This window comes from Bradyrhizobium sp. ORS 285 (genome assembly GCF_900176205.1).
Lineage (GTDB): Bacteria > Pseudomonadota > Alphaproteobacteria > Rhizobiales > Xanthobacteraceae > Bradyrhizobium.
This window is the reverse complement of sequence record NZ_LT859959.1, coordinates 7322890-7348243: the sequence shown is the minus strand read 5'-3', so window position 1 is coordinate 7348243 and position 25354 is coordinate 7322890. Positions and strand designations below refer to the sequence as shown.

General features: G+C 66.5%; 20 protein-coding genes and 1 riboswitch. Of the genes, 5 read left to right on the top strand and 15 right to left on the bottom strand.

What is annotated here, in order from left to right; all coding sequences use genetic code 11:
- The first annotated feature begins 106 nt into the window (after positions 1–106).
- Both BRAD285_RS32985 and BRAD285_RS32980 read left to right on the top strand, forming a co-directional pair.
- Positions 107–1384, top strand: a complete 1278-nt coding sequence (locus tag BRAD285_RS32985) for a sorbosone dehydrogenase family protein (protein ID WP_006613405.1) — start codon at positions 107–109, stop codon at positions 1382–1384.
- Between the two features lie 145 nt (positions 1385–1529).
- A complete protein-coding gene (locus BRAD285_RS32980; protein ID WP_006613404.1) occupies positions 1530–2105 on the top strand; it encodes a cytochrome c in 576 nt (191 codons plus the stop codon).
- Positions 2106–2363: 258 nt separating this feature from the next.
- Here BRAD285_RS32980 and panE read toward each other — a convergent pair whose 3' ends face one another.
- The 5 genes from panE to BRAD285_RS32955 all read right to left on the bottom strand — a co-directional run bounded on the left by panE (position 2364) and on the right by BRAD285_RS32955 (position 6991).
- Positions 2364–3287, bottom strand: a complete 924-nt coding sequence (gene panE, locus BRAD285_RS32975) for a 2-dehydropantoate 2-reductase (protein ID WP_006613403.1) — start codon at positions 3285–3287, stop codon at positions 2364–2366.
- A gap of 114 nt (positions 3288–3401) precedes the next feature.
- Positions 3402–4139 (bottom strand): SDR family oxidoreductase, encoded by a 738-nt coding sequence (locus BRAD285_RS32970; protein ID WP_006613402.1) that lies wholly within the window; start codon positions 4137–4139, stop codon positions 3402–3404.
- Positions 4140–4242: 103 nt separating this feature from the next.
- Positions 4243–4851: a 2-hydroxychromene-2-carboxylate isomerase gene (locus tag BRAD285_RS32965; RefSeq protein WP_006613401.1), complete on the bottom strand. Its 609-nt coding sequence runs from the start codon at positions 4849–4851 to the stop codon at positions 4243–4245.
- A 107-nt stretch (positions 4852–4958) separates the two neighbouring features.
- Positions 4959–6305 (bottom strand): MATE family efflux transporter, encoded by a 1347-nt coding sequence (locus BRAD285_RS32960; protein ID WP_035647514.1) that lies wholly within the window; start codon positions 6303–6305, stop codon positions 4959–4961.
- Positions 6306–6418: 113 nt separating this feature from the next.
- Positions 6419–6991 (bottom strand): DUF2239 family protein, encoded by a 573-nt coding sequence (locus BRAD285_RS32955; protein WP_050886920.1) that lies wholly within the window; start codon positions 6989–6991, stop codon positions 6419–6421.
- 170 nt (positions 6992–7161) lie between these two features.
- Here BRAD285_RS32955 and BRAD285_RS32950 point away from each other — a divergent pair, with 170 nt between their 5' ends.
- On the top strand, positions 7162–7827 hold the full coding sequence (locus BRAD285_RS32950) for a glutathione S-transferase family protein (RefSeq protein ID WP_006613398.1): 666 nt from the start codon (positions 7162–7164) through the stop codon (positions 7825–7827).
- Between the two features lie 4 nt (positions 7828–7831).
- Here the strand turns inward: BRAD285_RS32950 and BRAD285_RS32945 are convergent, their stop codons facing one another.
- On the bottom strand, positions 7832–9238 hold the full coding sequence (locus BRAD285_RS32945; protein WP_035647520.1) for a serine hydrolase: 1407 nt from the start codon (positions 9236–9238) through the stop codon (positions 7832–7834).
- A 166-nt stretch (positions 9239–9404) separates the two neighbouring features.
- The gene (gene ggt / locus BRAD285_RS32940) at positions 9405–11111 is read right to left on the bottom strand and encodes a gamma-glutamyltransferase (protein WP_035647510.1); all 1707 of its coding nucleotides are present in this window, start codon (positions 11109–11111) and stop codon (positions 9405–9407) included.
- A gap of 145 nt (positions 11112–11256) precedes the next feature.
- Between ggt and BRAD285_RS32935 the strand changes: the two genes are divergently transcribed.
- Positions 11257–12660, top strand: a complete 1404-nt coding sequence (locus BRAD285_RS32935; RefSeq protein ID WP_006613395.1) for an MFS transporter — start codon at positions 11257–11259, stop codon at positions 12658–12660.
- A 105-nt stretch (positions 12661–12765) separates the two neighbouring features.
- Here BRAD285_RS32935 and purH read toward each other — a convergent pair whose 3' ends face one another.
- From purH to BRAD285_RS32920, 3 genes are all read right to left on the bottom strand, one after another.
- Positions 12766–14358 carry a bifunctional phosphoribosylaminoimidazolecarboxamide formyltransferase/IMP cyclohydrolase gene (gene purH, locus BRAD285_RS32930; RefSeq protein WP_006613394.1) on the bottom strand — a complete coding sequence of 531 codons (1593 nt, stop codon included), beginning with the start codon at positions 14356–14358 and terminating at the stop codon, positions 12766–12768.
- Positions 14359–14384: 26 nt separating this feature from the next.
- Positions 14385–14465: riboswitch (ZMP/ZTP riboswitch) on the bottom strand.
- A gap of 324 nt (positions 14466–14789) precedes the next feature.
- Entirely contained in the window at positions 14790–16481 is a 1692-nt protein-coding gene (locus BRAD285_RS32925) for a heparinase II/III family protein (protein WP_006612290.1), read from the bottom strand.
- 269 nt (positions 16482–16750) lie between these two features.
- Positions 16751–18103 (bottom strand): RsmB/NOP family class I SAM-dependent RNA methyltransferase, encoded by a 1353-nt coding sequence (locus BRAD285_RS32920; protein WP_006612289.1) that lies wholly within the window; start codon positions 18101–18103, stop codon positions 16751–16753.
- Positions 18104–18349: 246 nt separating this feature from the next.
- Here BRAD285_RS32920 and BRAD285_RS32915 point away from each other — a divergent pair, with 246 nt between their 5' ends.
- Complete coding sequence (locus BRAD285_RS32915) at positions 18350–18544, top strand: DUF1674 domain-containing protein (RefSeq protein WP_035646600.1); 195 nt, start codon at positions 18350–18352, stop codon at positions 18542–18544.
- Between the two features lie 21 nt (positions 18545–18565).
- Here the strand turns inward: BRAD285_RS32915 and cysN are convergent, their stop codons facing one another.
- The 5 genes from cysN to BRAD285_RS32890 all read right to left on the bottom strand — a co-directional run bounded on the left by cysN (position 18566) and on the right by BRAD285_RS32890 (position 25274).
- Positions 18566–20461, bottom strand: a complete 1896-nt coding sequence (gene cysN / locus BRAD285_RS32910; RefSeq protein ID WP_006612287.1) for a sulfate adenylyltransferase subunit CysN — start codon at positions 20459–20461, stop codon at positions 18566–18568.
- Entirely contained in the window at positions 20461–21432 is a 972-nt protein-coding gene (gene cysD / locus BRAD285_RS32905) for a sulfate adenylyltransferase subunit CysD (protein ID WP_006612286.1), read from the bottom strand. The genes cysN and cysD overlap by 1 nt, the downstream gene beginning before the upstream one ends.
- Positions 21429–22448 (bottom strand): hypothetical protein, encoded by a 1020-nt coding sequence (locus tag BRAD285_RS32900; RefSeq protein WP_006612285.1) that lies wholly within the window; start codon positions 22446–22448, stop codon positions 21429–21431. The genes cysD and BRAD285_RS32900 overlap by 4 nt, the downstream gene beginning before the upstream one ends.
- A 98-nt stretch (positions 22449–22546) precedes the next feature.
- Complete coding sequence (locus tag BRAD285_RS32895) at positions 22547–24577, bottom strand: methyl-accepting chemotaxis protein (protein ID WP_006612284.1); 2031 nt, start codon at positions 24575–24577, stop codon at positions 22547–22549.
- Between the two features lie 163 nt (positions 24578–24740).
- The gene (locus tag BRAD285_RS32890; RefSeq protein WP_006612283.1) at positions 24741–25274 is read right to left on the bottom strand and encodes a L,D-transpeptidase; all 534 of its coding nucleotides are present in this window, start codon (positions 25272–25274) and stop codon (positions 24741–24743) included.
- Positions 25275–25354 lie beyond the last annotated feature (80 nt).

Sequence of the window (25354 nt, the reverse complement as noted above, 5' to 3'; positions counted from 1 at the left end):
TGCTACCATTTTCGCGTCGTCGACTGACGTGGCGACCAACGAACGTCTGCAAACACGTTCCGATAAATAGACGCGGCCAAACGAGCCGCCTCATGGGAGTGAAGCGATGACATCGGCTTTTCACCGAAGCATTCTTGCGCTTGCAACAATCAGTCTTCTCGCCGGCACCAGCATGGCCGGCGCGCAGCAGCAATCCGACCAGGGCAAAGGCCTGAAGAAATACGAATCCGGCACCAAGGAATTCTGGACGCATCCGCCGGACGACTGGTTCCTCGGCGATGAGACCGAAGCGCAGAAGGGCCTCGCACCGCCGTCGGGGCCGCCGACTGGCGCCTCCGACGCCGAGCTCGCCAAGATCGTCAAGCAGGTGAAGCTGCCTGATGGTTTCAAGATGGAAGTCTGGGCCTCGGGCGTGCTCGCCGCGCGGCAGATGGCCTGGGGCGACAAGGGCACCTTGTTCGTCGGCTCGTTCGGGCTCGGCAACGTCTATGCGATCACTGACAAGGGCGGCAAGCGCGAGGTCAAGACGGTCCTCAAGGGCCTGAACATGCCGACCGGGCTCGCCTTCCAGAACGGCAATCTCTACGTGATCGCGGTCGATAAGCTGATCAAGTATGAGAATGCCGAGGCCAATGTCGACAATCTCGGCCAGGGCAAGGTCGTCTATGACGACATGCCGTCCTATGCCGCGCATGGCTGGAAGTACATCGCGGTCGACAAGGAGGGCTGGTTCTATCTGCCGTTCGGCCCGCCCTTCAACATCGGCATCCCGCCGACCTCGGTGTCGCAGATCCGCCGCGTCGATCCGCGCACGGGCAATGCCGAGATCTGGGCACTCGGCGTGCGCAACAGCGTCGGCGGCGACGTCGATCCGCGCACCGGCCGCTATTGGTTCACCGAGAACGCGCGCGACTGGGTCAGCGACGATCTGCCGAGCGACAAGCTCAACATGATCTCGAAGATCGGCGAGCATTTCGGCTATCCCTATTGTCACCAGGGTGACATGCCGGATCCGAAGTTCGCGATGGGCCACAAGTGCTCGGAGTTCACGCCGCCGGTGCTGAACCTCGGCGCGCACGTCGCCCCGCTCGGCATGAAGTTCTACACCGGCGACCAGTTCCCCGCCGAGTACAAGAACAACATCCTGATCGCCGAGCACGGCTCGTGGAATCGCCACAAGTACCAGGGCGCGCGGATCATGCGCGTGATCGTGGGGCCGGATGGCAAGGATGCCAAGCAGGAGGTGTTCGCCTCCGGCTGGATCGAGGGCGACCAGGGCTATCTCGGCCGTCCCGACGACATCATCCTGGACAAGGACGGCTCGATCCTGGTGGCCGACGACTGGGCGGGTGCGATCTATCGCATCAGCTACGACAAGAAGTGAGCCTTTGACCAAAGCGGGGCTGCGCGCCGCCATCATGGCGGCCGCAGCCCCAACTATTTTGCGTCACGCGCGTTGTCCGCCGATCAGTCCGCGACAGCGCAGGACGACGCTGCGGTGCACGCCGTGGTGACATGGAGGAAGAGACATGCGTCATGGAGTAGCCGGTCTGCTCGCGCTCGCACTGCTGAGTGTTCCGGCCGAGGCGGCGGACATCGAGGCCGGCAAGGCAAAGGCTGAGGTCTGCGCCGGCTGCCACGGCGAGAACGGCATCTCGCAGACCGAGAATATTCCGTCGCTCGCGGGACAGCAGGATCAGTTCATCCAGTGGCAGCTGGTGTTCTTCCGCGCGGGCACCCGCAAGAACGAGGCGATGAAACCGATCGTCGATCAGCTAACGAACGAGGACATTCGTAATCTCGGCGCATACTTCGCGTCACGTGAGCCAGCCAAGTCCCCGTCGGACGATAATCCCGAGCTTTCGAAGAAGGGCGCCGAAGCCGCCGCCGGCCGCCGCTGCGCCTCCTGTCATCTCGACAGCTACGCCGGCACCAAGGGCGTCGCGCGCATCGCCGGCCAGCGCGAGGAATATCTCGTCAAGGCGCTGCACGACTACAAGAGCGGCCAGCGCGTCGGCGGCAGCCAGGCGGCGATGACGGATGTGGCGTATCCGCTGTCAGCGGAGGAGATCACCGCGCTGGCGCATTATCTGGCGCATTTGTAGCTCGATCTCGGCCGAGCAAAAAGTGTCGTCCCGGCGAACGCCGGGACCCATACGCCGCGGCGGTCGTGATCGGCAAGATGCCCAGGACCAGCATGCCTCAAGCCGCTCCCTGGGGGTATGGGTCCCGGCTCAAGGCCGGGAAGACAGCGAGTATTCGGCAGGACCGCGCCTCACCAAAGGTGTCGTCCCTGCGAACGCAGGGACCCATACCGCGGAACTTATCGATGGACTTCGCTGGCAGTTACCTGCCTCCCACGACTACTTCCCCCGCTGCGCCTCGTACACCTTCAGCTGCGTATACGAAATCCGCAGCCGCGGCACCGGGACCTTCGCGGCGTCGGCGCGGGCGACGAGATCGCCGATGACGTGATCGGCCTCCACCGGCAGGCCGGCGCGGAGGTCGCGGAACATCGAGGCGGTCATCGGTGATCCCTCAGTGGTGATCATGCCGGAGACACGCTGGAAGAAGGCGCCCGCCGGCGGATATCCGGCCGCCGCCGCCACCGCGCTGCATTCGTCGAGCATACCGAGCAGGAAGTCCTTGCCTCCGGGGGCGGTCAGGATGACGCCGACCGGCGCGCGCATCAGCGTGGTGGACGCGGCCAGCGACGACAGGAACACCCACTTCTCCCACATGTCCTGCATGATGTGGTCGCTGGCGGCGGCATTGAAATTGCCGCGCTGGAAGATCTCGAAAATGGCATGGACGCGATCGGACGAGCCGCCGTCGCGCTCGCCGAAGTTCAGCGACTGCATCGGCTGCAGCTGCACGACCTCGCGGCTCTCGTTCAAGGTCGCGGCGATGGCGCAGAGGCCGCCGAGCACCCGCGCGCGGCCGAACCTGGCGTCGAGCACGTCGAGATGCTTCATGCCGTTGAGCAGCGGAATGATCGCGGTATCAGGACCGACAGCAGGCGCAAACGAGCTGATCGCGTCGTCGAGATCGTAGGCCTTGCAGCTCAGCAGCACGACATCGAAGTGCTGCTTGAGGCTGTCGGCCTGCACCGTCGGCGGATTGGGCAAGGTGACGTCGCCGCTTGGGCTGCGGATGACGAGGCCGGCACTGGCGAGCTCGGCGGCGCGCCGGGGGCGGACCAGGAAGGTGACATCAGCGCCGGACTGCAGCAGCCGGCCGCCGAAATAGCCGCCGATCGCGCCGGCGCCGACGACGAGAATACGCATGGGTGAGGCTCCTTGAAAGAGGCCGCATCTTGCCGAAGCAAACAGGGAATGGCGAGTGGCGAATAGGGATGGGCTCCATTCCCTATTCGCCACTCCCTCTTCGCCATTCGCCCCTCACCACTTCTCGCCGAACGGCCGGATCTCCATCTCGAAGGTCCAGGCACTCTTGGGCTGCTGGTAGAGCTGCCAATAGGCACCGGCAACGGACGCGGGCGGCATCAGCAGGTCGGGATTATCAAGCGCCTCCTGGCCCCAGAGCTGGGCGCGGCGCTCGCGCACCCAGGCGGTGTCGACGCCGGAATCGATGATGAGATGGGCGACATGGATGTTCTGCGGCATCAGCTCGCGGGCCATCGACTGCGCCACCGCGCGCAGGCCGAACTTGGCGGACGCAAACGCGGCAAAGCCGGAGCCGCCGCGCAGCGACGCCGTGGCGCCGGTGAAGAAGATCTTGCCGCCGCCGCGCGGCAGCATCAGCCGGGTGGCCTCGCGCCCGGTGACGAAGCCGGCCCAGCACGCCATCTCCCAGACCTTGCGGAACACCCGGTCGGTGGTCTCCAGGATCGGGAAATTGACGTTGGCCCCGACGTTGAAGATCACGACCTCCAGCGGGGCATGCTTGTCGGCGTCGTTGAGGAAGGTGGTGGTCTCCTCCTCCTTTCGGGCATCGAGCGAACGCGCCACGATCCGTCCGCCGGCGGCCTCGACCTCCGCCACCAGGGGCGCGAGCTTTTCGCCATTGCGGCGGCCGGCGAACACCGTAAAACCTTCGGAGGCGAATTTCTTGACGATCTCGGCGCCGATGTAGTCGCCCGCGCCGATCACCGCGACGGTGGCGTTGCGCTGTTGCATGCTGGTCTCCGTTCTCACCACGTGGTCATTGCGAGCGAAGCGAAGCAATCCAGAGTCGTGAGCGTAGCCCTGGATTGCTCCGCTTCGCTCGCAATGACGGCACTTACCTGCCGAGAATATAGTCCTCGACGTCGCGCAGCTGCTCCTTGCCGAAGAACATCTCATTGCCGACGAAGAAGGTCGGCGAGCCGAACGCGCCGCGCTCGACCGCGCGTTGGGTGTTCTCGACTAGCTTCGCCTTGACCTCCGGCTCCTGGGCGCGCGCGAACAGTTTTGCGCCGTCGAGCCCGGAGGAATTCAGCGCGGCGATCGCCACCTCGGGATCGTCCATCTTCTTCGGCTCGCGCCACATGTGATGAAACGCTGCGTCGACATATTTCTCGAACACGCCTTCGAGCTCGGCGGCGATCGCGGCGCGCATCAGGTTCAGCGTGTTGACGGGAAAGTGCGGGTTCCAGACCCAGGGCTGCACATGGAAGCGCTTGAGGAAGCGTTGCGTCTCGACCTCGTGGAACTCGCGCTTGTTCTTGATGCCGGCGAGCGACTCGGCCGGAGACTTGTTGTTGGTGGCCTTGAAGATGCCGCCGAGCAGCACCGGCACGTAGAAGAACTGCACGCCGATGCGCTTTTCGATCGCGGGGATTGCCTCATGACTGAGGAAGGCATTGGGGCTGCCGAAATCGAACATGAACTCCGGTGCGGGTCGGCTCACGGGCGGTCTCCTCGAAACGTTTTGCGCATTGTGGCCCGGGGCGCCCGCGGCGTCCAGGGCTTTATGATGATCGTCATATTGCGCGGGCGGACGATGCGCGACCTGTCTCAGATCATCCTTTGCACCGTGCGCTTGCGCCAGACCAGGAGATAGAAGCTCATCTGCAGCGGCGCCATGGCCGTGAACGTGATCGGATAGGCCCACCAGACGCCGTCGAGCCCGATGCTGCGGCTGAGCCAGGTCGCCGCGGGCACCTCGATCACGGCGATGCAGAACGCCGAGATCGCCAGCGGCATCCACACCGTGCCGGAGGCGCGCATGGCCGCCGAGAACGTCGTGGACATGCCGAACAGCACCGAGCTCCACAGCACGATGTGCAGCGAGCGCTGTGCCACCTCGATGACGGCGGGATCGGTGATGAAGAAACCCATCAATGTCCGCGAGAACAGATAGCCGATCGCCACCAGGCCGCCGGTCAGCACGACGTTCATCTCGATCCCGGTGCGGACGATGCGGCCGATGTGCTCGGCATTGCCGCGGCCGATCGCCTGCGCGCCGAAGATCGACACCGAGATCGCGATCGAGAGTGCCGGAAACTGCACATAGCCGAGCACCTGGTTGACCGCGCCATAGGCCGCGGTCGCATCCGAGCCGAAGCCGTTGACCAACCCGATCAGCACCATCTCGGCAAGCGACATCACGATCATGCCGATCGCTGCGGGAATGCCGAGCCGCAGCACGACGCGCAACAGCGTCGGGTCGGGCCGCATGCCCCTGAGAAACGCCATATCGATCGCTAGCGGATGCTTGCGCCGGCGCAGATAGAGGTGCAGCGATGTCAGCGTGATCAGGGTCGAAATCGCCGATGCCCACGCGGCGCTGGCGACGCCGAGCTCGGGCACGCCGAGCCAGCCGCGGATGAACATCGGCGTCAGCACCAGTCCGAGTACCGTCGATGCAGCCAGCGCGGCGAGCGGCGTCACGGTGTCGCCGACGGCGCGCATCTGCGACGACAGCATGATGTAGGCGAAGGTCAGCGGCATCGTCAGCATCATGATGCGGGCGTAGCTAGATGCCGCATCGAGGATGTTCGCGGGCGTTGCGAGCGCGGTCAGCAGTTCGCGGCTGTAGAGACCGCCGAGCGCGATCAGGAACGCAAGCATCAAGGTGATGGTCAACGTCGTACCGGCGATCGCCTTCACCTTGCCGGGCTCCTTCGCGCCCCAGGCCTGGCCGATCAGCACGCTCGCGCCCGAGCCGAGCCCCATCACGAAGGCAACGAAGAAGAACATCGCCGGAAAGAACACCGACACCGCGGCGAGCGCGTCGACGCCGATCATCTGGCCGAGATAGACGTTGTTGATGGTGCCGAAGAGCGATTGCAGGATGTTGCTCAGCATCATCGGCGCGAGAAACATCAGGAATGGCTTTCGGAGCGGAGCGGGCGTTGTCACGACAAATAAATCCGTCGGCCGCGCTCAGGTTGAGCTGCGGCTCGCGTTGGAATGAACTGAAACGAGAGCGGGACCGATCGGCGCTCTCGTTGGCGTGTCGAATAGGACAGATCTCAATCGGCGCGATGGCGAAAAGCGAGCGCCATCACATGGTCGCGGATGTCGGCGGGCCAGTCTACGATCAAAGACGTGACGCGATTGAGATCGTCCGCGAACAGCGCCCGCGCCGCCTCCTCGAAATTCGTCAGGTTGCCGGCCATCGTCGACATGAAATGATAGGCGGCATCGCGCGCCTCGCGGGCGCGGTCCTTGTCGCCGCTGGCGCGGCGAGCCTCGTGGACGAGCTTGCGCAGCGCGACCGAGGCGCCGCCGGGCTGCGCGCCCAGCCATTCCCAATGTTCCGGCAGCAAGGTCACCTCGCGGGCCACGACGCCGAGGCGGGGCCGTCCGCGCCCGCGAGGCTCGCTCGGCGCGGGCTCGGCCGGCATCGCGGGGCCGCCAGCAAGCCTCGCCAGAATCTCCCGGTCGCTGCCGCGCAGATCGAGGTCGATCGGTCGCCCCGTGCGGTCGCTGAAGATGATCACTGGCGCCGGGCTCGCCGGCGCGTGCTTCAGCGCCAGCGCCACCTTCGGCAGCGGCCCCGCGGCGATGCGATCATGGCCGGCAAAGGCGGTGTAGGTATCCATGTCCATCAATCCTGTCGTGAGGGCACAATAAGACCCGGATAAAAATAAATGTCAATATTACCCGGGTGAATATTTCGACATCATTCGGCGCGGTCCGGCGCCTCGCCGAACCCGTTCTGTCCTGCTACGGAACAGCGCCCGCCACTCGATCCGCCTTTTTCGGGGACGTCATGCTCACCGTTCACCACCTCAACAATTCCCGTTCGCAACGCGTGCTCTGGCTGCTCGAGGAGCTCGGCGTCCCCTATGAGATCATCCGTTACGAGCGCCAGCCCGACATGCGCGCGCCGAAGGAGCTGCGGGCGATCCATCCGCTCGGCAAGTCCCCCGTCATCACGGACAATGGCAACACGGTCGCGGAATCCGGCGCCATCGTCGAATATCTGGTCGAGACCTACGGCAATGGAAGGCTGATCCCGCCGCCGAAGACGCCGGAGCGGCTGCGCTATTCGTATTGGTTGCATTACGCCGAGGGCTCGGCGATGCCGCTGCTGCTCTTGAAGCTGCTGTTCAACATCATGCCGAAGCGGGCGCCGGCACTGCTGCGGCCGATCGTGCGCAAGGTGTCCAGCCAGGCGCTGACCACCTTGGTCAATCCTCAGCTGAAGCAGCACATGGCGTTCTGGGAGAGCGAACTGCAGACGAGCGACTGGTTCGCCGGCAATGAGTTCACCGCCGCCGACATCCAGATGAGCTTCCCGCTGCAGGCCGCCGCCGCGCGCGGCGGGCTGGAGCAGGGCCATCCGCGCGCGATGGACTGGCTTGCCCGCATTGAGGCCCGGCCGGCCTACAAGATCGCGCTGGAGAAGGGCGGGCCGTACGAGATCGGCCGCTGAGGATCTACTTCGCTGCCGTGGCGGGCGTCTCGGTCGCGGCGATCACCTCGCGGACCAGCCGGGCCACGCCCTTGATGTCGCCATCGGCATCGATGGAGTCGCCAAGCCGGACCACCACCATGTGCTGGCTCGGCATCATCACGATGCGCTGGCCGAGCAGCCCGAACGCGAAGAACGCATCGGCAGGGATGCCGGCGCGGGCACGTCCCTGCGCATGAACATGCGGGCTGCGATTGGTCCAAAGACCTGCGCCATAATCGGTGTCGAGGGTTGCGGTCGCCGACATTGCCACCCAGCCGTCGGGCAGGATGCGCCGGTCGCCGACGACGCCGTCGCCGAGATAGAGCAGCCCAAGCCTTGCCCAGTCACGCGCGCTTGCCAGCATGTTGGCGTGGCCCTGCATCGTGCCGGTGCCGTCATATTGCAGCGTCGCGCTGCGCATGCCGAGCGGGTTGAACAGCTCGCGCCAGGCGAGCTCGATGGTCTGCTCCGGACCTCCCGCGGCATCGCGGATGATCCGGGCCAGAATCTGCGTCGACGCGCTCGAATAGGCCCAGCGCTGTCCGGGCGGAGAGATCAGGGGCGCATGGACGGCGAAGGCCGCCATGTCGCGGTGGATCGCCATCTGGCTCGACGCATCGAAGCCCGAATTGGTCTCGTCCAGCGCCAGCCCCGATGTCATGCGCATCAGCTGCTCGATGGTGATCTCGCGCCGGCCGTCCGAGGAGCCCTGCCATTCCGCGACCGGCGCCGGGATCGATGGGCTGAGCTTGCCCTGCCGGGTGAGAATGCCGAGCAGCGCATTGGTGACCGTCTTGGTCATCGAGAAACCCATCAGCGGCGTCTCGACGCTGATGCCCGGCGCATAGCGCTCCGCGATCAGCCGGCCGTCCTTGATGACGACGACGGCCTTGGTGCGCCGGAGCGGCGGACCGGCGGGCTCCTCGAACGCGTGGTCGAGCGCCGCCTTGAGAGCTGGATTGGCCGGCTCGACCGGGTTTACATCGGCGAAATCGGGGAGGGCGGGCGCGAGGCCGGCGGCGCGCAGCGCGTTGATGTCGCTGTGCGGCACGTAGGGCGGCTTCTGGCCCTGCAGCGACACGCAGCCGAGGCCGTCATGGTAGGACGCGCGGCTCGCATGCAGGCCGAGCAGCGAGGCGTCAACGGCCCGCATCTCGGGCTCGACCCTGTAGCGCATGACGGCGCGCAACCGCCGCAGGCCGGGCCGCTCCATGGTCTCGGCAAAGGTGGTCTGCGGGTCCAGGCCGGAGACGAAGGTTTTGGCGCAGATCATCTCGGCGACGGCGGTCGTGGCGGCGCGCAGCGCGCGATCGGGTCGATAGGTGAGCCACCCCGCCACCAGCAGACCCGCGAACACCAAAAGCCCGACCGAAAATCTGCGCAAGTTCACCAGAACGCCTGACATCGTCTCATGGGCGAGCGACGCCGCGCCCTGGACCTGTTCTAACCCGGCTCAGGCACCTCGCCAACGGACGGAGGCGATGGAATGCGTCCGGGCGACGGCGGCAAATCGTCCTGTGGGCGAGGAACCAGGCAGCCGCACGCAGCGACCGGACTTACCGCCCGGCGGCGGTTGCCCCCTTGCTGCGCGGATCGGGCGCGCCGACCAGGCCGTCTGTCGTCACCAGGATCGAGTTGGCGGAGGTCCGTCCCATCGGCTCCTCGATCTTGTGGCCGCGTGCGCGCAGATCTGCGAGCACGGCGTCGGAGAAGCCCTTCTCGACCCGGACTTCGTCCGGCATCCACTGATGGTGCAGTCGCGGCGCGGTGACGGCCTGGCGCACGTCCATCTGGTAGTCGAGCACGTTCACGATGACCTGCAGGACGGTCGAGATGATGCGGCTGCCGCCGGGCGAGCCCGTGACCAGCACCGGCTTGCCGTCCTTCAGCACGATGGTCGGCGACATCGACGACAACGGACGCTTGCCGGGCCCCGGCAAATTGGCCTCGAAGCCGACCAGGCCGAACGCATTGGAGGCGCCGGGCGCCGCGGTGAAATCATCGAGCTCATTGTTGAGTAGCACGCCGGTCCCTTCCGCGATCAGCCCGACGCCATAGGGGAAGTTCAGCGTGTAGGTGTTGCTGACGGCGTTGCCGTCATTGTCGACCACCGAGAAATGCGTGGTGTTGCTGCCCTCGCGCAGCGGCTTGGTGTTGAGCACGTCGCCGGCGCTGGTGGCGCGCGCGGGATCGATGCTGGCGCGCTGCTCGGCCGCATAGTCCTTCGACAACATCGCGCGCACCGGCGCATCGACGAAGGCGGGATCGCCGAGATAGCGCGCGCGGTCGGCGTAAGCGCGCTTCATCGCCTCGATCAGCAGATGCAGCGAGGCCGGCGAGCCCGGTTTCAGCTCGGCGAGCTTGAAGCCCTCGAGAATGTTCAGCATCTCGACCAGCACGGTGCCGCCGGAGGACGGCAGCGGCATCGAGACGATATCGTAGCCGCGATAGGTGCCGCGCACCGGCACGCGCTGCACTGGCTGATAGGATTTGAGATCCTCTGACGTCATGATGCCGCCGGCGGCCTGGATCGCCTTGGCGAGCTTCTCGGCGACCGCGCCCTCGTAGAAGCCGCGTGGCCCCTGCTCGGCAATCGCGGTGAGCGTCGCCGCGAGATCGCGCTGCACCAGCCGGTCACCCTCCTTCAGCACGGTGCCGTCGGGGCGGATGAAGATCGCGGCCGAGGACGGCCATTTTGCCAGCCGCGGCGCCATCATCGGCAGCGTGACCGCGACATCGTCGGCGACCGGAATGCCGTCGCGCGCCAACACGATCGACGGCGACACGAGCTGCGCCAGCGTGAACTTGCCCGAGCCGTATTTCTGCAGCGCCAGTGCGAGGCCGGCTACGGAACCGGGGACGCCGATCGAAAGCGCCGAATCGCGCGACTTTGCGTTGTCAGGCTTGCCGTCGGCGCCAAGGAAGATGTCGCGCGTCATCGCCGCGGGGCCGGTCTCGCGATAGTCGATCGCGACGTCCTCGTTGGTCTTGGCAAGGTGGATGACCATGAAGCCGCCACCGCCGATGTTCCCGGCGACAGGATAGGTCACGGCCATCGCAAAGCCGGTGGCAACCGCGGCATCGACCGCGTTGCCGCCGAGCGCGAGCACGCGCTGGCCGACCTCGGCCGCGATGCGCTCCTGCGCCACCACCATGCCATGCGCCGGCGCCTGCGCAGGTGCAGCGACGTTCGGCGGCTGGGGAATCTCGATCGCCTGCGGATCCAGCGCATGCGCCGGCCAGCAGCCGGCCAGCAACAGCATGGCCCCCGCGAGGAGCCGTCGTCGATCAATCGTGAAGAGGGTCATCGCAATTCTGCCGCTGCTGACATCCGCCTGGGATCGTCAGATGTTATAGGGCCGCGTCGCCGAGGTAAAACGCGACGACGAGATCGCAGAAGGATTTGGCATGGCCGTCACGATGATGGAGACCACCGATGCTGCTGATAAGCTCAGCTATCCCGGGCAAGCGGCGGTGGTCAGCTGGATCTTCTTCGACTGGGCCACGCAGCCCTATTTCACGCTGATCACGACCTTCATCTTCGCGCCTTATTTCGCCGCACACGTTGCACCGGACGCGGCGAGCGGCCAGGCGCTGTGGGGCTTCGCCACCGCGGCCGCCGGTATCGTGATTGCGCTGCTGTCACCGGTGTTCGGCGCAATCGCCGACGCTGCCGGCCGGCGCAAGCCGTGGATTGCCGCCTTCGGCGCCATGCTGGTGATCGGTTCCTGCCTGATGTGGATCGGGCGGCCCGGCGCGCCCGAACTGATCCCGCCATTGCTGGCGGCTTATGTGCTCGCGACCATCGGCGTCGAGTTTGCCACCGTGTTCAACAATGCGATGATGCCGACCCTGGTGCCGCCCGAGCGCATCGGCCGCCTGTCCGGCACCGGCTGGGCCACCGGCTACATTGGCGGCATCGTCTCGCTGGTGCTCGTGCTGGGTTTCATGGCCGCCAATCCAACAACTGGCCACACCTTGTTCGGGCTGACTCCGCTGTTCGGGCTCGATCCCGTGACGCATGAGGGCGATCGCATCTCCGGGCCGCTCACCGGGCTGTGGTTCATCGTGTTCGTGCTGCCGATGTTCCTGTTCACGCCGGACTTCCCGGCGCGCCAACCGCTCGGTGCTGCGGTGCGCGAGGGGCTCGGCGAGCTGAAGCAGACTCTGCGCGGCCTGCCGGAGCAGCGCGACGTCGCGCTCTTCCTGATCGCCAACATGATCTACACCGACGGGCTGGTGTCGCTGTTCGCCTTCGGCGGCATCTATGCCGCCGGCACGTTCGGCTGGAACACGATCCAGATCGGCACCTTCGGCATCATCCTCGCAGCCGCCGGCACCTTCGGTGGCTGGCTCGGCGGCAAGCTCGATGATCTCCTCGGACCACAACGCGTGATCGCCGGCAGCATGACCCTGCTGCTGCTCGCGATCATCGCGATCCTTCTGGTGAGCCGCGATTCGATCCTGTTCATGCCGGTCGCGCCCGCGATGCCGGGCGGCCCGCTGTTCGGTTCGTGGCCCGAGCGCGTCTATCTGCTGCTCGGCTGTGTGATCGGGGCCTGCGGGGCGCCGCTGCAGGCGGCCTCGCGCTCGCTGCTGATCCGCATGGTGCCGAAGGAACGCGTCGCGCAATATTTCGGGCTCTTCGCACTGACCGGAAAAGTCACGTCGTTCATCGGCCCGCTGCTGATCGGCATCATCACCGCCGCCACCGCGAGCCAGAAGGCGGGCATGGCCGTGCTGGTGCTGTTCTTCGCGGTGGGCTTGGTGTTGCTGGCGCTGGTCGACTCCAACCGTCATGCGCGGCCTTGACCCGCCTGCGGGGCCGTAGCCCCTCCGGCGCGGCGAAGGCCCGCGCATCCATCTCACTTCGCTGAACGATGGAGTGCCGGGTCAAGCCCGGCAATGACGAGCTTGTCAGTGCCGGAAGTGCCGGACACCCGTCAGCACCATGGCGATACCGTGCTCGTCGGCGGCCTTGATGACCTCGTCGTCGCGCACCGACCCGCCCGGCTGAATCACCGCGGTGGCGCCGGCCTCGATGCAGGCGAGCATGCCGTCGGCGAACGGGAAGAACGCGTCAGACGCGACCACCGAGCCCTTGGTCAGCGGCTCGACGAGCTTCATCTCGGCGGCGGCATCCAGCGCCTTGCGTGCGGCGATGCGCGCCGAGTCGACGCGGCTCATCTGGCCGGCGCCAATACCCACCGTCGCGGAGTCCTTGGCGTAGACGATGGTGTTCGACTTCACATGCTTGGCGACGCGGAAGGCGAAGCGCAGGTCGCGCAGCTCGGCATCGGTGGGCGCCCGCTTGGTCACGACCTTCAGCGCCATGTCGTCGACGACGGCGTTGTCGCGGCTTTGCACCAGGAGACCGCCGGCCACGGTCTTGGCGGTGAGACCAGCCTCGCGCGGATCGGGCAGGGCGCCGGCGAGCAGCAGCCGCAGGTTCTTGCGCGCGGCGATCACCGCGATCGCCTCTTCGGTCGCGTCGGGCGCGATGATCACCTCGGTGAAGATGCCGGTGATGGCGCGCGCGGTGGCGGCGTCGAGCTTGCGGTTCATCGCGATGATGCCGCCGAACGCCGAGGTGGAATCGCAGGCCAGCGCCTTCTGGTAGGCGGTGATCAGGTCCGGACCTTCGGCGACGCCGCAGGGGTTGGCGTGCTTGACGATGACGCAGGCCGCGGTGCGCGCCGGATCGAACTCGGCGATGCACTCATAGGCGGCGTCGGTGTCGTTGATGTTGTTGTAGGACAGCTCCTTGCCCTGCACCTGGCGCGCGGTGGCGACGCCGGGCCGGCGGCCCGGCAGCGCGTAGAACGCGGCATGCTGATGCGGGTTCTCGCCATAGCGCAGCGGCTGGATCAGTCTGCCGCCGAACGCGCGATAATCCGGCGCGTCGTTCTGAATGGTCGCTGCGAACCAGTTCGAGATCGCGGCGTCGTAGGCGGCGGTGCGGGCATAGGCCTTGGCGGCGAGACGGCGGCGCAGCAGCAAGGTGGTCGATCCCTCGTGCCGCGCGAGATCCTCGAGCACGGCCTCGTAGTCGTCGACGTCGACGACGACCGCGACGTCCTCATGGTTCTTGGATGCCGCGCGGATCATCGCGGGGCCGCCGATGTCGATGTTCTCGATGCAGTCGCTGAACGGCGCGCCGCGCTCGACCGTGGCCTCGAACGGATAGAGATTGACGACGAGCAGATCGATCGGCGCGATGCCGTGGGTCTTCATCGCCTCGGTGTGCTCGTCATTGTCGCGGATCGCGAGCAGGCCGCCATGCACCTTCGGGTGCAGCGTCTTGACGCGGCCGTCCATCATCTCGGGAAAGCCGGTGAGGTCGGAGACGTCCTTCACCTTCAGGCCGGCCTCGGCGATCGCCTTGGCGGTGCCGCCGGTGGAGATCAGTTCGACGCCGCGCGCGGCGAGCGCGCGCGCGAAATCGGTCAGGCGGGTCTTGTCGGAAACGGACAGCAGAGCACGACGTACGGGACGAAGCTGGTTGGTCATGGCGGGCAGAATCCTGTCGCAGGAGGTTCAGTTGCCCAGGCGCACGGCGGTCAATTCCGCGCTCCCCGATGGTGCTCCATCCAAAGTCGCCAGTCGCGCGGAAGCCGGGTGCATAGCAGCTTTTGGCTGGGGGGACAACGGGGAGGCATACGCGCTCGCGCTGGGTTGACCGGCTTGGTGAGCTTCAGCTCGAGCATCGGGACGCCCTTAACCTCTCCCCGCGTGCGGGGAGAGGTCGGATTGCATCGTCAGATGCAATCCGGGTGAGGGGGGCTCTCCGCACGGTCGGTGGGTGTGGCGGCCCCTCACCCCCACCCTCTCAGCGCGAGCGAAGCTCGTCGCGGCCCCGTGAAGAACGGGGAGAGGGAGCGCACCTTTTGCGGGGAGACGACTGTCTCACGCTCGCGGGTACGCTCGCTACCGGCTCCAGCCTACAGCGGCAGCTCCGGCTCCCGCCGTGCATTTCTCCGCGCGTTCGTCTCGCTCGGCGAGGTCGAGGAGCGCACGAAGCTCCAGCGGATCGACGGGGCCTGCTGGGCGTCCTGGCGGATCACGAGTTGCGTGGTGCGGCGCGGGCCGTCATTGCCGGCGAGGAAGACGCTGTCCTCCAGATCGACGCGGTCCTCGAAGGTCTCGAACGTCCAGACCTCGCGGTTGGGCAGCACCAGCATGGCGCCGCGGCCGTCGCTGAGCCGGCTCGCCTTCACTGCGGGGTGCAGATGGAAGCGCAGCGTGTAGTCCGAGCCGCCGCCGCGCAGCCGCGCGCCTTGCGCCGGGGTCACCGTGTCCTCGCCGTCGAGGCGGGAGCCGTCCTCGGCCGCGACCAGCACGCGGCGGTGGATCAGGCCGAACTTCGCGGCATAGCCATTATGCGACGTCGACAGCACGGTGCCGTCGGGCACGATCTCGCGGAAGTTCTCCACCCGCGTCGGGCCTGACACGATCGGCGCGCCATGCAGCAGGCGCTTCATAGCCGACATCTCGACGAAGGTGCAGGACGAGGTGTTGTGATAGGTCAGCGTCGAATGCGCCACCGTCGAGCGCGCGAAGGTGCGCCAGTTGTCGCGGCCGGTCGACGGCAGGCCGCAATTGATGATGATGCGGCTCGTGCCCGACGACAGCTCGAAGGCGAGGCAGCCGGCATGCGCCTCGTGGCTGAGATGCGGCGGCGGCGGTGCGCCGGTGTCGACGATCACGGTCATCTGCCCGGCATCGAGCCGCTGGAAGCCGGAATGCGGCATGCTCGCCATCGGTGTGCCATGCGTGTCGTCATAGGCGAGCAAGGTCGCCAGCAGGTCGGAGGGCGTGCCGCCCATGCCGTTGAACAGCGCCATGTTGCCGTCGCCATGCCGGAAGAAGCGCAGCATCGGCATCATCCGGTCGATGGCGTTGAGCAGCGCCGGCGGCGGGGCGATGTTGCGCGCGGCGAAGGTCTGGCGCAGCGGCAGCAGGTCGATCAGCAGCTCGATCAGCGCGCCGGGATTGCGCGACACGTGACCGCCGTCGGGCAGGATCTGGCGCTGCAGCTCCTCCGACAATTTCTTGCTGGCGCTGCGGATGTGCTTGGCCTGGTTGGCGAGGCATAGCGCCGCATAGCACAGCGCGATCAGCACCTGCAGGCGCGGCACGCCGTCCGGAATGTCGATGGTCGAATAGCGCAGATAGCGGATCTCGCGGGTCAGGCCGCGCAGATAGCGCCGGTAGAACTTGCCGTCGGAATCGGCCAGCACCAGCGGCGCCTGCGACAGCAGCGAGATCACCCGGCGCGCCAGCACGTCGGCGCGGCGGCTCAGCGGATGGCGGCCGATCTGGTTGGTGATCCAGTCGTCGACCAGGGCGCGGGCATTGGCCCGGGTCAGCGCGGTGTCGGCTGCGCGGAGATGTCGCAGCCAGCCGAAGCCGAGCAGAGCGACCTCCCAGTCCTCCGACGGCGGCTCAAGATCGAAGATCGACCGGCCATGGCAGGTGACGATCTTGCCCGCGAACACGAAGCGTCCGGCATAGATCTCGGCCGCCCTCGTGGCGTCCGACGTACGCAGATCATGCGGCGCAATGATCAGCCGGTCGGCCCGGCCCGGCCACAGTCCGGATACGGATACCGACACGCCGCTGACATTGGACATCAGGCTGCGCGCCGCGCGGCCCAAAACCAGTGTCGATATGCGTCTGCGTTGAGCGGCGGACACGCCAAGCCTTCAGCGAGAGGGGGATTCGGTTGCGGATCTCGAGAGAATCGCAACTGCCGCCGATACACCATTTTTGGCCCCGGTGCAGCACCATCGCGGGACGAGAAACTGGTGCAAAATCAGGATTTAACTGACGGACGCAACACCGACGCCCTCAACCGGCTACCGTCACCGGGCAGCCATAGATTGCGCACACGATGCCACGCTCATGGCCTGCGCTCCAGCCTCGCCGCATAAAAACCGTCGAGGCCGCCGAGCCGCGGATCCTGGTGCGGCAGGTGGCAGGGCAGCGTTCGCAGATCGCCCGCAGGCGTCACCAATTCGCCCAGTCCGGCCACCTCGCTCGGGGTGATGGGAACGCGGCGAAGCTCGCTGCCGGCGGCCAGGACGCCGTCGACCAGTTGCTCGCCTTCCTCCGGCTCGAGCGAGCAGGTGCAATAGACCAGGGTGCCGCCCGGCTTGAGCAGGCTGGCCGCCCGGGTCAGCAGCCGCGCCTGCAGGCCGGATAGCGCGGTGATGTCGGCCTCGCTGCGCAGCCAGCCCACATCCGGGTGGCGGCGGATCGTGCCGGTCGAGGTGCACGGCGCATCCAGCAGCAGGGCGTCGAAGCCGCCGGCCTCGACGGGCTGCCATTCGGCGGCATCGGCGACGACAGTCTCCGCCGTGAGCTGCAGCCGCGTCATGTTCTCTTTCAGCCGGTTCATCCGTGCAGGCGAACGGTCGACGGCGGTGACGCGGGCGCCGCCATGGGCAAGCTGAGCCGTCTTGCCGCCCGGCGCGGCGCAGAGATCGGCAACGGTCTTGCCGCTGACGTCGCCGAGCAGGCGCGCGGGCAGCGCGGCCGCGGCGTCCTGCACCCACCATTGTCCCTCGGAAAAGCCGGGCAGCACCGTCACCGAGCCGTGCAGCAGGGTGCGAACGGTGCTGGTCGGCAGCACCTCGCCATGCAGGCGCGAGGCCCACTGCGCCGGATCGGACTTCACGGTGAGATCCAGCGACGGCTCCTGGCCGAGCGCGGCCGCAATGTCCTTGGCGGTGGCCTCGCCGTAATGATCGATCCAGCGCTTCAGCAGCCAGGGCGCGATGTCGAGCGGCTGCCCCTGCGCGTCGTCGAGCAGCGCCGTTCCCTCGCGCGCACAGCGCCGCAGCACGGCGTTCACGAGGCCGGCGTATTTCGCTGCGCGCCGGTCGGCCTGCACCAGCCGCACCGATAGATCGACGGCGGCATGATCAGGCACATCCATCCACAGGATCTGTGCGGCGCCGATCAGCAGCGCGCTCTGCGCTCGCGGCGCATCGGTCGGGATGCCGCGATCCAACAGCCTCGACAGCACGTTTCCGAGCGTGCCGAGCCGGCGCAGAGTCGTCGCGACGAGGCGGCGCATCAAGGCGCGGTCGCGGTCGGCGAGATGCTTGAGGCCGGGATGCGCGCCGCTGCCATCGAGCTGGTCGTCGAGGGTGCGATGCTTGTGCAGCACGCCGTCGATCACATCGGCGGCGATGCGGCGGGCCGCAAGGCCGGGAACTTCGGAAGGAGTCGCAAAACGCGGCGGAGGCATGCCTGGGAATTACTCGCGAAAGAAGAAAGGCAGTTCCGCGACGATCGGGTGCATGCCATCAGCTTGCGGGACCACTGCCACGGGAATATGCCAAATGTAAGAATCGGCTCTGCTTTTTTTAGACCTGTTTTGTCTGACGTGGGCACACGATCTGATGAGGTCAGCAATGACCCGGTGTAACGGTGGAATAGTACAATGAGCGACGAGCCGAACAACGAGCTGAAAGGCAAGCCTGCATTGACGCTGGTGGCCAGCAACGACGCTCCGCGCAAGCCGCTCACCCCGGCGGCGCAACGCGCGCTGGCCGAAGCCGAGGAGCGCCGGCGTCTCGCCGCCGAGCAGGCGGAGACGCCGATGCCGAAGGAGTTGCAGGGACCGAAGGGGCCGGAACCGACCCGCTACGGCGATTGGGAGAGGAAGGGCATCATCTCCGACTTCTGACGCACGGGCCCCATCCGCACGTCAGAGATAATGATGCTCGCGCAGATGCCGGACGATCAGCTCGGCCGCCGCCTCTGCCGAGAGGACGGCAGCATCGATCGTGATGTCCGGTTTCTCCGGAGCTTCATACGGCTGGTCGATCCCCGTGAAGTTCGACAGCTCCCCTGCGCGTGCGCGTCTGTAGAGGCCCTTGGGGTCTCGCGCCTCGCAGGTGGCGAGCGCGGTCGCGACATGGATCTCGATGAACTCGCCCATGGCGAATCGCCTGCGCGCCATCTCACGCTCGGCGCGGAAAGGCGAGATCAGCGACACCAGCGTGATCAGGCCTGCCTCCACGAACAGCGCGGCGACCTCGGCAACGCGGCGGATATTCTCGACCCGCGCTTCCGGCGTGAAGCCGAGATCCCGGTTGATGCCGTGGCGAAGATTGTCGCCGTCGAGCAGCGCTGTGTGGCGGCCGAGCTCGCACAGCCGTCGGTCGACGAGATTGGCGATCGTCGACTTGCCGGCGCCGCTCAGTCCGGTGAGCCAGAGCACGCATGGCTTCTGCTGCTTCAGCCGCGCGCGCACCGATTTGTCGACCATTGTCGGGTGCCAGCTGATGTTGGATGGCCGGCTCAGCGGTGCATCGATCAGCCCCGCCGCCACCGTGTGCCGGCTGAACGGATCGATCAGGATGAAACTGCCGAGATCGCGGTTGTCGCGATAGGGATCGCAGACCAGCGGCCGGTCCAGCGCGATCTCGACGCAGCCGATCTCGTTGGCCTCCAACGCCTGCGCGGCCTCATGCGCCATCGTGTCGATGTCGACGCGATGCGTCATCGTCGAGACCGTGGCGCCGATCGACGACGTTCCCGATTTGAGCAGATAGCGACGACCTTGCCGCATCGTCTCATCGTCGAACCAGATCAGATGCGCGATGATGTGATCGGTCACCCGAGGCGGAGCGCCGGAGGTGAGCACATCGCCGCGGCTCGCATCGATTTCGTCCGCGAGCAGCAGCGTCACCGATTGACCGGAGACGGCCTGTTGCAGCCGGCCGTCCGCCGTGACGATGCCGGAGACGCGGCTGCGCCGCCCCGAAGGCTGCACGACGATGGAATCTCCGCAGCGGAGCGTGCCACTGGCAACCCGGCCGCTGAAGCCGCGAAACTCCGCATTCGGCCGGTTGACCCATTGCACCGGAAAACGGAACGGTTGACCTGAGATGCCTTCGGAGACGTCGACCTGCTCGAGATGCTCCATTACGCTCGGCCCGTCGTACCACGGCATGCGCGCGCTGCTGTTGATCATGTTGTCGCCGTCGCACGCCACCACCGGAATGCATTGCACATTGGTGATGCCGAGCTGCTCCGCCATCGTGCAGAAGGCGGTCGCGATGGCGCTGAAGCGATCGGCGTCGAAATCGACCAGGTCCATCTTGTTGACGGCGACCAGCACGTGACGAATGCCGAGCAGAGCGAGAATGTGGGTGTGGCGGCGGGTCTGGCTCACCACGCCCTTGCGGGCATCGATCAGCACCACCGCGAGATCCGCCTGCGAGGCGCCGGTCGCCATGTTGCGCGTATATTGGACGTGGCCGGGCGTGTCGGCGACGACGAAGCGGCGGCGCGCGGTGGCGAAGAAGCGGTAGGCGACGTCGATCGTGATGCCCTGCTCGCGCTCGGCCTGCAGGCCGTCGACGAGCAGCGCGAAATCGAGTGCCGGCCCGGTGGTGCCCGCCACCTTGCTGTCGGCGCTGAGCGCGTCGAGCTGGTCGTCGAGCAGCATCTTGGAGTCGTAGAGCAGCCTTCCGACCAGCGTGCTCTTGCCGTCATCGACGCTGCCGCAGGTGACGAGACGCAAGGTTGGCTTGTCCTGGGCATGAGGGCGTGCGGCGTCGTGCGCGCGCCCGATGAGCGCGGTGTGAACGGCCATCAGAAATAGCCCTCCACCTTCTTGCGCTCCATCGAGGCCGTGCTGTCGCGATCGATCATTCGGCCCTGCCGCTCGGAGGTGCGGGACGCCATCATCTCGCGCAGGATCGCGTCGAGGTCGGAGGCGGTGGATGGCACCGCCCCAGTCAGTGGATAGCAGCCGAGCGTGCGGAAACGGACCGATCGCCATTCCGGCGTCTCGCCCGGCCGCAGCTTCATGCGCTCATCATCGACCATGATCAGCGCGCCGTCGCGCTCGACCACCGGCCGCAAGTCAGCGAAATACAGCGGCACGATCGGGATGTTCTCGAGCTGGATGTAGTCCCAGACGTCGAGCTCGGTCCAGTTCGACAGCGGGAAGACGCGCATGCTTTCGCCGGGCGCGAGCAGGGTGTTGTAGAGCGTCCAGAGCTCCGGGCGCTGGTTCTTCGGATCCCAGCGATGCGTGATGCTGCGATGGGAGAAGACGCGCTCCTTGGCGCGCGACTTCTCCTCGTCGCGCCGCGCGCCGCCGATCGCCGCGTCGAAGCCATGCATGTCCAGCGCCTGCCGCAGCGCCTGGGTCTTCATGACGTCGGTGTAGAGCGCGGAGCCGTGGACGAAGGGACTGATCTGCTGCGCCTGCCCTTCCTGATTGACATGCACGAGAAGCTCCAGGCCGAGCTCGCGCACGCGTTGGTCGCGGAACGCGATCATGTCGCGAAACTTCCAGGTCGTGTCGATGTGCAGCAGCGGGAATGGCGGCTTGCCCGGATGAAACGCCTTCATCGCCAGATGCAGCAGCACGGACGAGTCCTTGCCGATTGAATACAGCATCACCGGCTTGCGAAATTCCGCTGCCACTTCGCGCAGAATGGCGATGCTCTCGGCTTCCAGCCGGCGCAGATGGCTGAGCGCCAATGGTTGCGGAGCTGTCTCGGCCGGCTGGAGTGCGGGTGCAATGTCGGGCGCGTGATGAATGATCCCATTCATGCAGCCACTCCCGCACGCTCACCGAACAGCCGCGCGGATGTCGCAGCATTCAGGCCGAGATCGCGGATGCAGGCCGCGACCGAGGCGCGATAGACGTCATTGACGCCGCAGCGCTCCAGCAGCTCAAGCTGGGCCGGAGTCACGGCGCCGGTCGCGCGAGGCTGGTAGCGATAGGCGCTGTCGGAGGTGTGGAGATTGGGCACCTTGTAGATCGCGGCCTCGCTCGGAAAGATGACGCGGGCGTTGGTCGAATGCCCCTGTCCCGGCTGCTGCCAGCTCGTCACGGCGTTCTCGACGAAGTTTCCTGACAGCCCGAGACGGTCGAACAGCACGCGCACCGATGCGATCGGCTCCTTGCTGACCTCATAGACGTAATGAGTGACAGGCACGCCGTGCTGCCTGGCGTAGTTCGACACCCGCGCCGCGCTCAGCGCAGCGATGACATAATGCGCCAGCAGCGTGCTATCCGAGGCGCGCGAGATCAGCTTGTCCAGCCAGGATGCCAGCGCGCTCGCCGGCTCGCGATCGAGCGCGATCAAATGCAGCCGATGGCTCGGATATCCCGCATCGATCAAGAGCTTCAGCGGATTGAACAGGCTTTCCGCGATGACATAGGGGCCGATCGTCTCCTTGCTGAACAGGTTCGGCTCGTCGGCCGAAGACGGAATGATCCAGGGCGTCAGCGGCCGGCCGACCATCGCATCGCGCAGCATGGCCTTCAGCGGTTGATAGTAGGACGGCATCCCGGTCATGCCGAACAGATTGCTCAGCGCCGTCGAGCCGACGCGGGCCTTGCCGCAGGCGAAGGTGAGCATCGGGAAGTCCTGCGCCGGGCGCTCCCGGAACGTCGCGGCGAGACACTCCGTCACCTCGCGCATCAGCGTTTCCAAGGTGGCGGTCCTGCTCTGGAATGCGCCGACCGGCGCCAGCGGCAGGATGTCGAGGGATGGGTGCTCGGTGCGGATCAGAGTGGCCATCTCTGCAATGGAATCAGCCGACGTCACGTCGAGAAGCATGTGCCTGCCCCTGTCTGAGTTTCGAAATAGGTTTGAGAATGTGCTTCGGGATGCAATGAGTGCGGGGCGCGGCCGCGGAGCGCGACCGCGCCGATCGATCAGGCCGCGCGGACGGTGTCGAGGAATCTCTCGACTTCGACTTTGAGACTGCTGCTCTGGAGTGTCAGCGAGCGCGCGGAGTCGAGCACCTGGCCCGAGGCCGTCCCGGTGGCGCTGGCGCCGCGGTTCACTTCCGTAATCCGCTGCGCCACTTCGGCCGTCCCCTTGGCGGCTTCGCCGACATTGCGCGCGATCTCGCGCGTCGCGGCGCCCTGTTGTTCGACCGTGGCAGCGATCGTGGCCGCGATGTCGGAGATCTGCGTGATGGTCGCGCCGATTTCCTTGATCGCCGCGACGGACTCCTGCGTTGCCGCCTGCATCCCGGCGATCTGCGTGCCGATGTCCTCGGTGGCCTTCGCCGTCTGCGCCGCGAGCGCCTTGACCTCGCTCGCGACCACGGCGAAGCCGCGTCCGGATTCGCCGGCACGCGCCGCCTCGATGGTCGCATTCAGCGCCAGCAGGTTGGTCTGCTCGGCAATCGCGGTGATCAGCTTGACGACATCGCCGATGCGGCCGGCGGCGGATTGCAGCTCGTTGATGCGGCCGTCGGTGCGTTCGGCCTGCTTGACCGCCTCATTGGCGATACGGCTGGAATCGTGCACCTGGCGGCTGATCTCGGTGACGGAGGCGCTCATCTCCTCGGTCGCGGAGGCCACCGCGCCGACATTGGTCGAGGCTTCCTCCGAGGCGGCGGCGACCATGCTGGACAGCGACTGCGTCTGGTTGGCCGTGCCCGACAGGGTCCCGGCCGCGCCTTCGAGCTGATGCGCCGCCGAGGACACGGTGGTGACGATGCCGCCGACGGCCGCCTGGAACGCGTCCGCGAGCTTCATCATCTCCGCCTTGCGCTGCTGCGCCGCGATCTTGTCCCGGTTCTTCTGATCCTGCTCCATCTGCTCGATGCGGATCAGATTGTCCTTAAAGGTGCGGGCCGCGCGGGCGTTGTCGCCGACCTCGTCGCCGCGCTGCGTGTAGGGGATCTCGACTGCCTTGTTGCCGCCGGCGAGCTCGAGCAGCACATCGCCGACGCGCCGGATCGGGCGGGCGATGGTGAGCGAGGAGAACACGGCCGAGCCGATCAGGATCAGCACCACCAGCGCACCGACCAGGATCGCCACATTGCCGACGCGCTCCATCTCTCCGGACAATTGGCTCTGCCGCAGCGACAGCATGTCAGTGGCAATCTTGACGCCCTCGCCGAGGCGCTTCCTGATCTCCTGGTCGGCGGTGACGACGATCTCGTCGAAGATCCGCCGGCTCGCCTCGTCGGCCTTGAAGTAGTTCAGCGCCGCCGCCTTGAACGTGGTCGCGATGGTGATCAGCTCGTCGATGCCGGCCTGGATGTCCTTGTTGTTGGTGAGCTCGCGGGATTTCTGCAGGTCGGCGAGCAAGGTCTCCAACCCGCTGGTCACGATGTCCCGTTGCGCCGGGTCGGCGGTCGTTCCGAAGCGCCAGCTCGCCGCGCTCACTGTTGCCATGGTCGCATCGGCGGTGCGCAGCTCGGACTCGATGCTGAAATGCACGGGGGAGGCGAGCAGACTGGGCAGGCTCGTCAGCTTCGGAAAGCTGCGTTTCCAGGCATCGAAGGCCTGGCTGCGGGCCGCAATCTTGGCGAGCACCTCGCCCCGCGCCTTGGCGAAGTCGGCGCCCGCGGCGGCGGACTTGTCGATGTACTGGCGGATCTCGGCGTACAGCTGCTGTGCCACGGCCCGGGTCGCGCGCTGCCGCGCGGCCTCGACTTCACTGCTGGCCGCCGCGAGATTGTCTTGCAGCGCCTGCAGGCTGGCCTGCAGGCGCTCGGGCGTCGTCGCGCGCGCGATGTCCTGCTGATTGAGCTGCGCGCGCAGCAGCGCGGCGTCGGCGCCCTGCGCATTGGACTTGTTGGCCATGTTGATGACGGCCAGACGCGTCAGCTCGGCGATCGACTGGTTGCCGACGATCTGGTTCGCGAGCATGCCCGCCACCAGAACCACGCCGATTCCGGCTGTAATGCCGAGCTTTGTTCCGATCTTGAAATTGAACCCAAACATTCCCCACCCACCCCAGAGTTGTATGGGGGTAGTAGGCTCAACCAAGATTAAAGAAGATATAAATACCTCAACCCGTACAACTACAGGTAAAAAGTTCCACTTGGGAACCCCAGAGAGGGAACTCTATTCTACGGCTGAATTTCCGTGGATTGGCCGGCGTCCTTCAGCGCGTCACCACCACGGTGGTGCCGATCGACACCCGCTCATACAGGTCGGTGATGTCGGCATTGAGCATGCGGATGCAGCCATAGGAGACATAGCCGCCGACCGAGCCCGGCACGTTGGTGCCGTGAATTGCATATTCGCCGCCGGCCAGGGTCATGGCCGCAACACCCATCGGGTTCTGCGGCGAGCCGCCGGGGATCACGTCGGGAATGTTCGGCTTGTCGCGCTTGACGTCGGCCGGCGGCGCCCAGGCCGGATATTTGTACTTGCCGTCGATCTTGGTGGTGCCGGCCCATTGCCGCCCGGCCTTGCCGACGCCGACGGTGTAGCGCATGGCGTGGGTGCCATCGAGCACGAGATAGAGCTTCCGCTCGCCGGTCTTCACGACGATCGTGCCGGGCGAATAGTCGCCGGCGATGGGGACGAGCTCGGGGCGAGCCAAGGCCGTTCCACTCCCCGCCACCAGCGCGCCAAGTGCCGACGCCGTCACCATCGCGGCCTTCACGGCCAGCCCAACCGCTCCCACCCGCATCGTCATCCCCTCAGCCCGGTCCGCAGTCGCGCTCCCCAGCCGGGGGGCACTCGGATGGCTTGAGGAAATGAAAACTTCGT

What these genes read in the sequence shown, in the direction of transcription:
- BRAD285_RS32955 (WP_050886920.1), bottom strand. Translation starts at nt 6,991, where the DNA reads ATGGATACCTACACCGCCTTTGCCGGCCATGATCGCATCGCCGCGGGG.
- BRAD285_RS32890 (WP_006612283.1), bottom strand. Translation starts at nt 25,274, where the DNA reads ATGCGGGTGGGAGCGGTTGGGCTGGCCGTGAAGGCCGCGATGGTGACG.
- BRAD285_RS32895 (WP_006612284.1), bottom strand. Translation starts at nt 24,577, where the DNA reads ATGTTTGGGTTCAATTTCAAGATCGGAACAAAGCTCGGCATTACAGCC.
- cysN (WP_006612287.1), bottom strand. Translation starts at nt 20,461, where the DNA reads ATGGCCGTTCACACCGCGCTCATCGGGCGCGCGCACGACGCCGCACGC.
- BRAD285_RS32980 (WP_006613404.1), top strand. Translation starts at nt 1,530, where the DNA reads ATGCGTCATGGAGTAGCCGGTCTGCTCGCGCTCGCACTGCTGAGTGTT.
- BRAD285_RS32935 (WP_006613395.1), top strand. Translation starts at nt 11,257, where the DNA reads ATGGCCGTCACGATGATGGAGACCACCGATGCTGCTGATAAGCTCAGC.
- BRAD285_RS32970 (WP_006613402.1), bottom strand. Translation starts at nt 4,139, where the DNA reads ATGCAACAGCGCAACGCCACCGTCGCGGTGATCGGCGCGGGCGACTAC.
- ggt (WP_035647510.1), bottom strand. Translation starts at nt 11,111, where the DNA reads ATGCTGTTGCTGGCCGGCTGCTGGCCGGCGCATGCGCTGGATCCGCAG.
- panE (WP_006613403.1), bottom strand. Translation starts at nt 3,287, where the DNA reads ATGCGTATTCTCGTCGTCGGCGCCGGCGCGATCGGCGGCTATTTCGGC.
- cysD (WP_006612286.1), bottom strand. Translation starts at nt 21,432, where the DNA reads ATGAATGGGATCATTCATCACGCGCCCGACATTGCACCCGCACTCCAG.
- purH (WP_006613394.1), bottom strand. Translation starts at nt 14,358, where the DNA reads ATGACCAACCAGCTTCGTCCCGTACGTCGTGCTCTGCTGTCCGTTTCC.
- BRAD285_RS32925 (WP_006612290.1), bottom strand. Translation starts at nt 16,481, where the DNA reads ATGTCCAATGTCAGCGGCGTGTCGGTATCCGTATCCGGACTGTGGCCG.
- BRAD285_RS32920 (WP_006612289.1), bottom strand. Translation starts at nt 18,103, where the DNA reads ATGCCTCCGCCGCGTTTTGCGACTCCTTCCGAAGTTCCCGGCCTTGCG.
- BRAD285_RS32900 (WP_006612285.1), bottom strand. Translation starts at nt 22,448, where the DNA reads ATGCTTCTCGACGTGACGTCGGCTGATTCCATTGCAGAGATGGCCACT.
- BRAD285_RS32985 (WP_006613405.1), top strand. Translation starts at nt 107, where the DNA reads ATGACATCGGCTTTTCACCGAAGCATTCTTGCGCTTGCAACAATCAGT.
- BRAD285_RS32950 (WP_006613398.1), top strand. Translation starts at nt 7,162, where the DNA reads ATGCTCACCGTTCACCACCTCAACAATTCCCGTTCGCAACGCGTGCTC.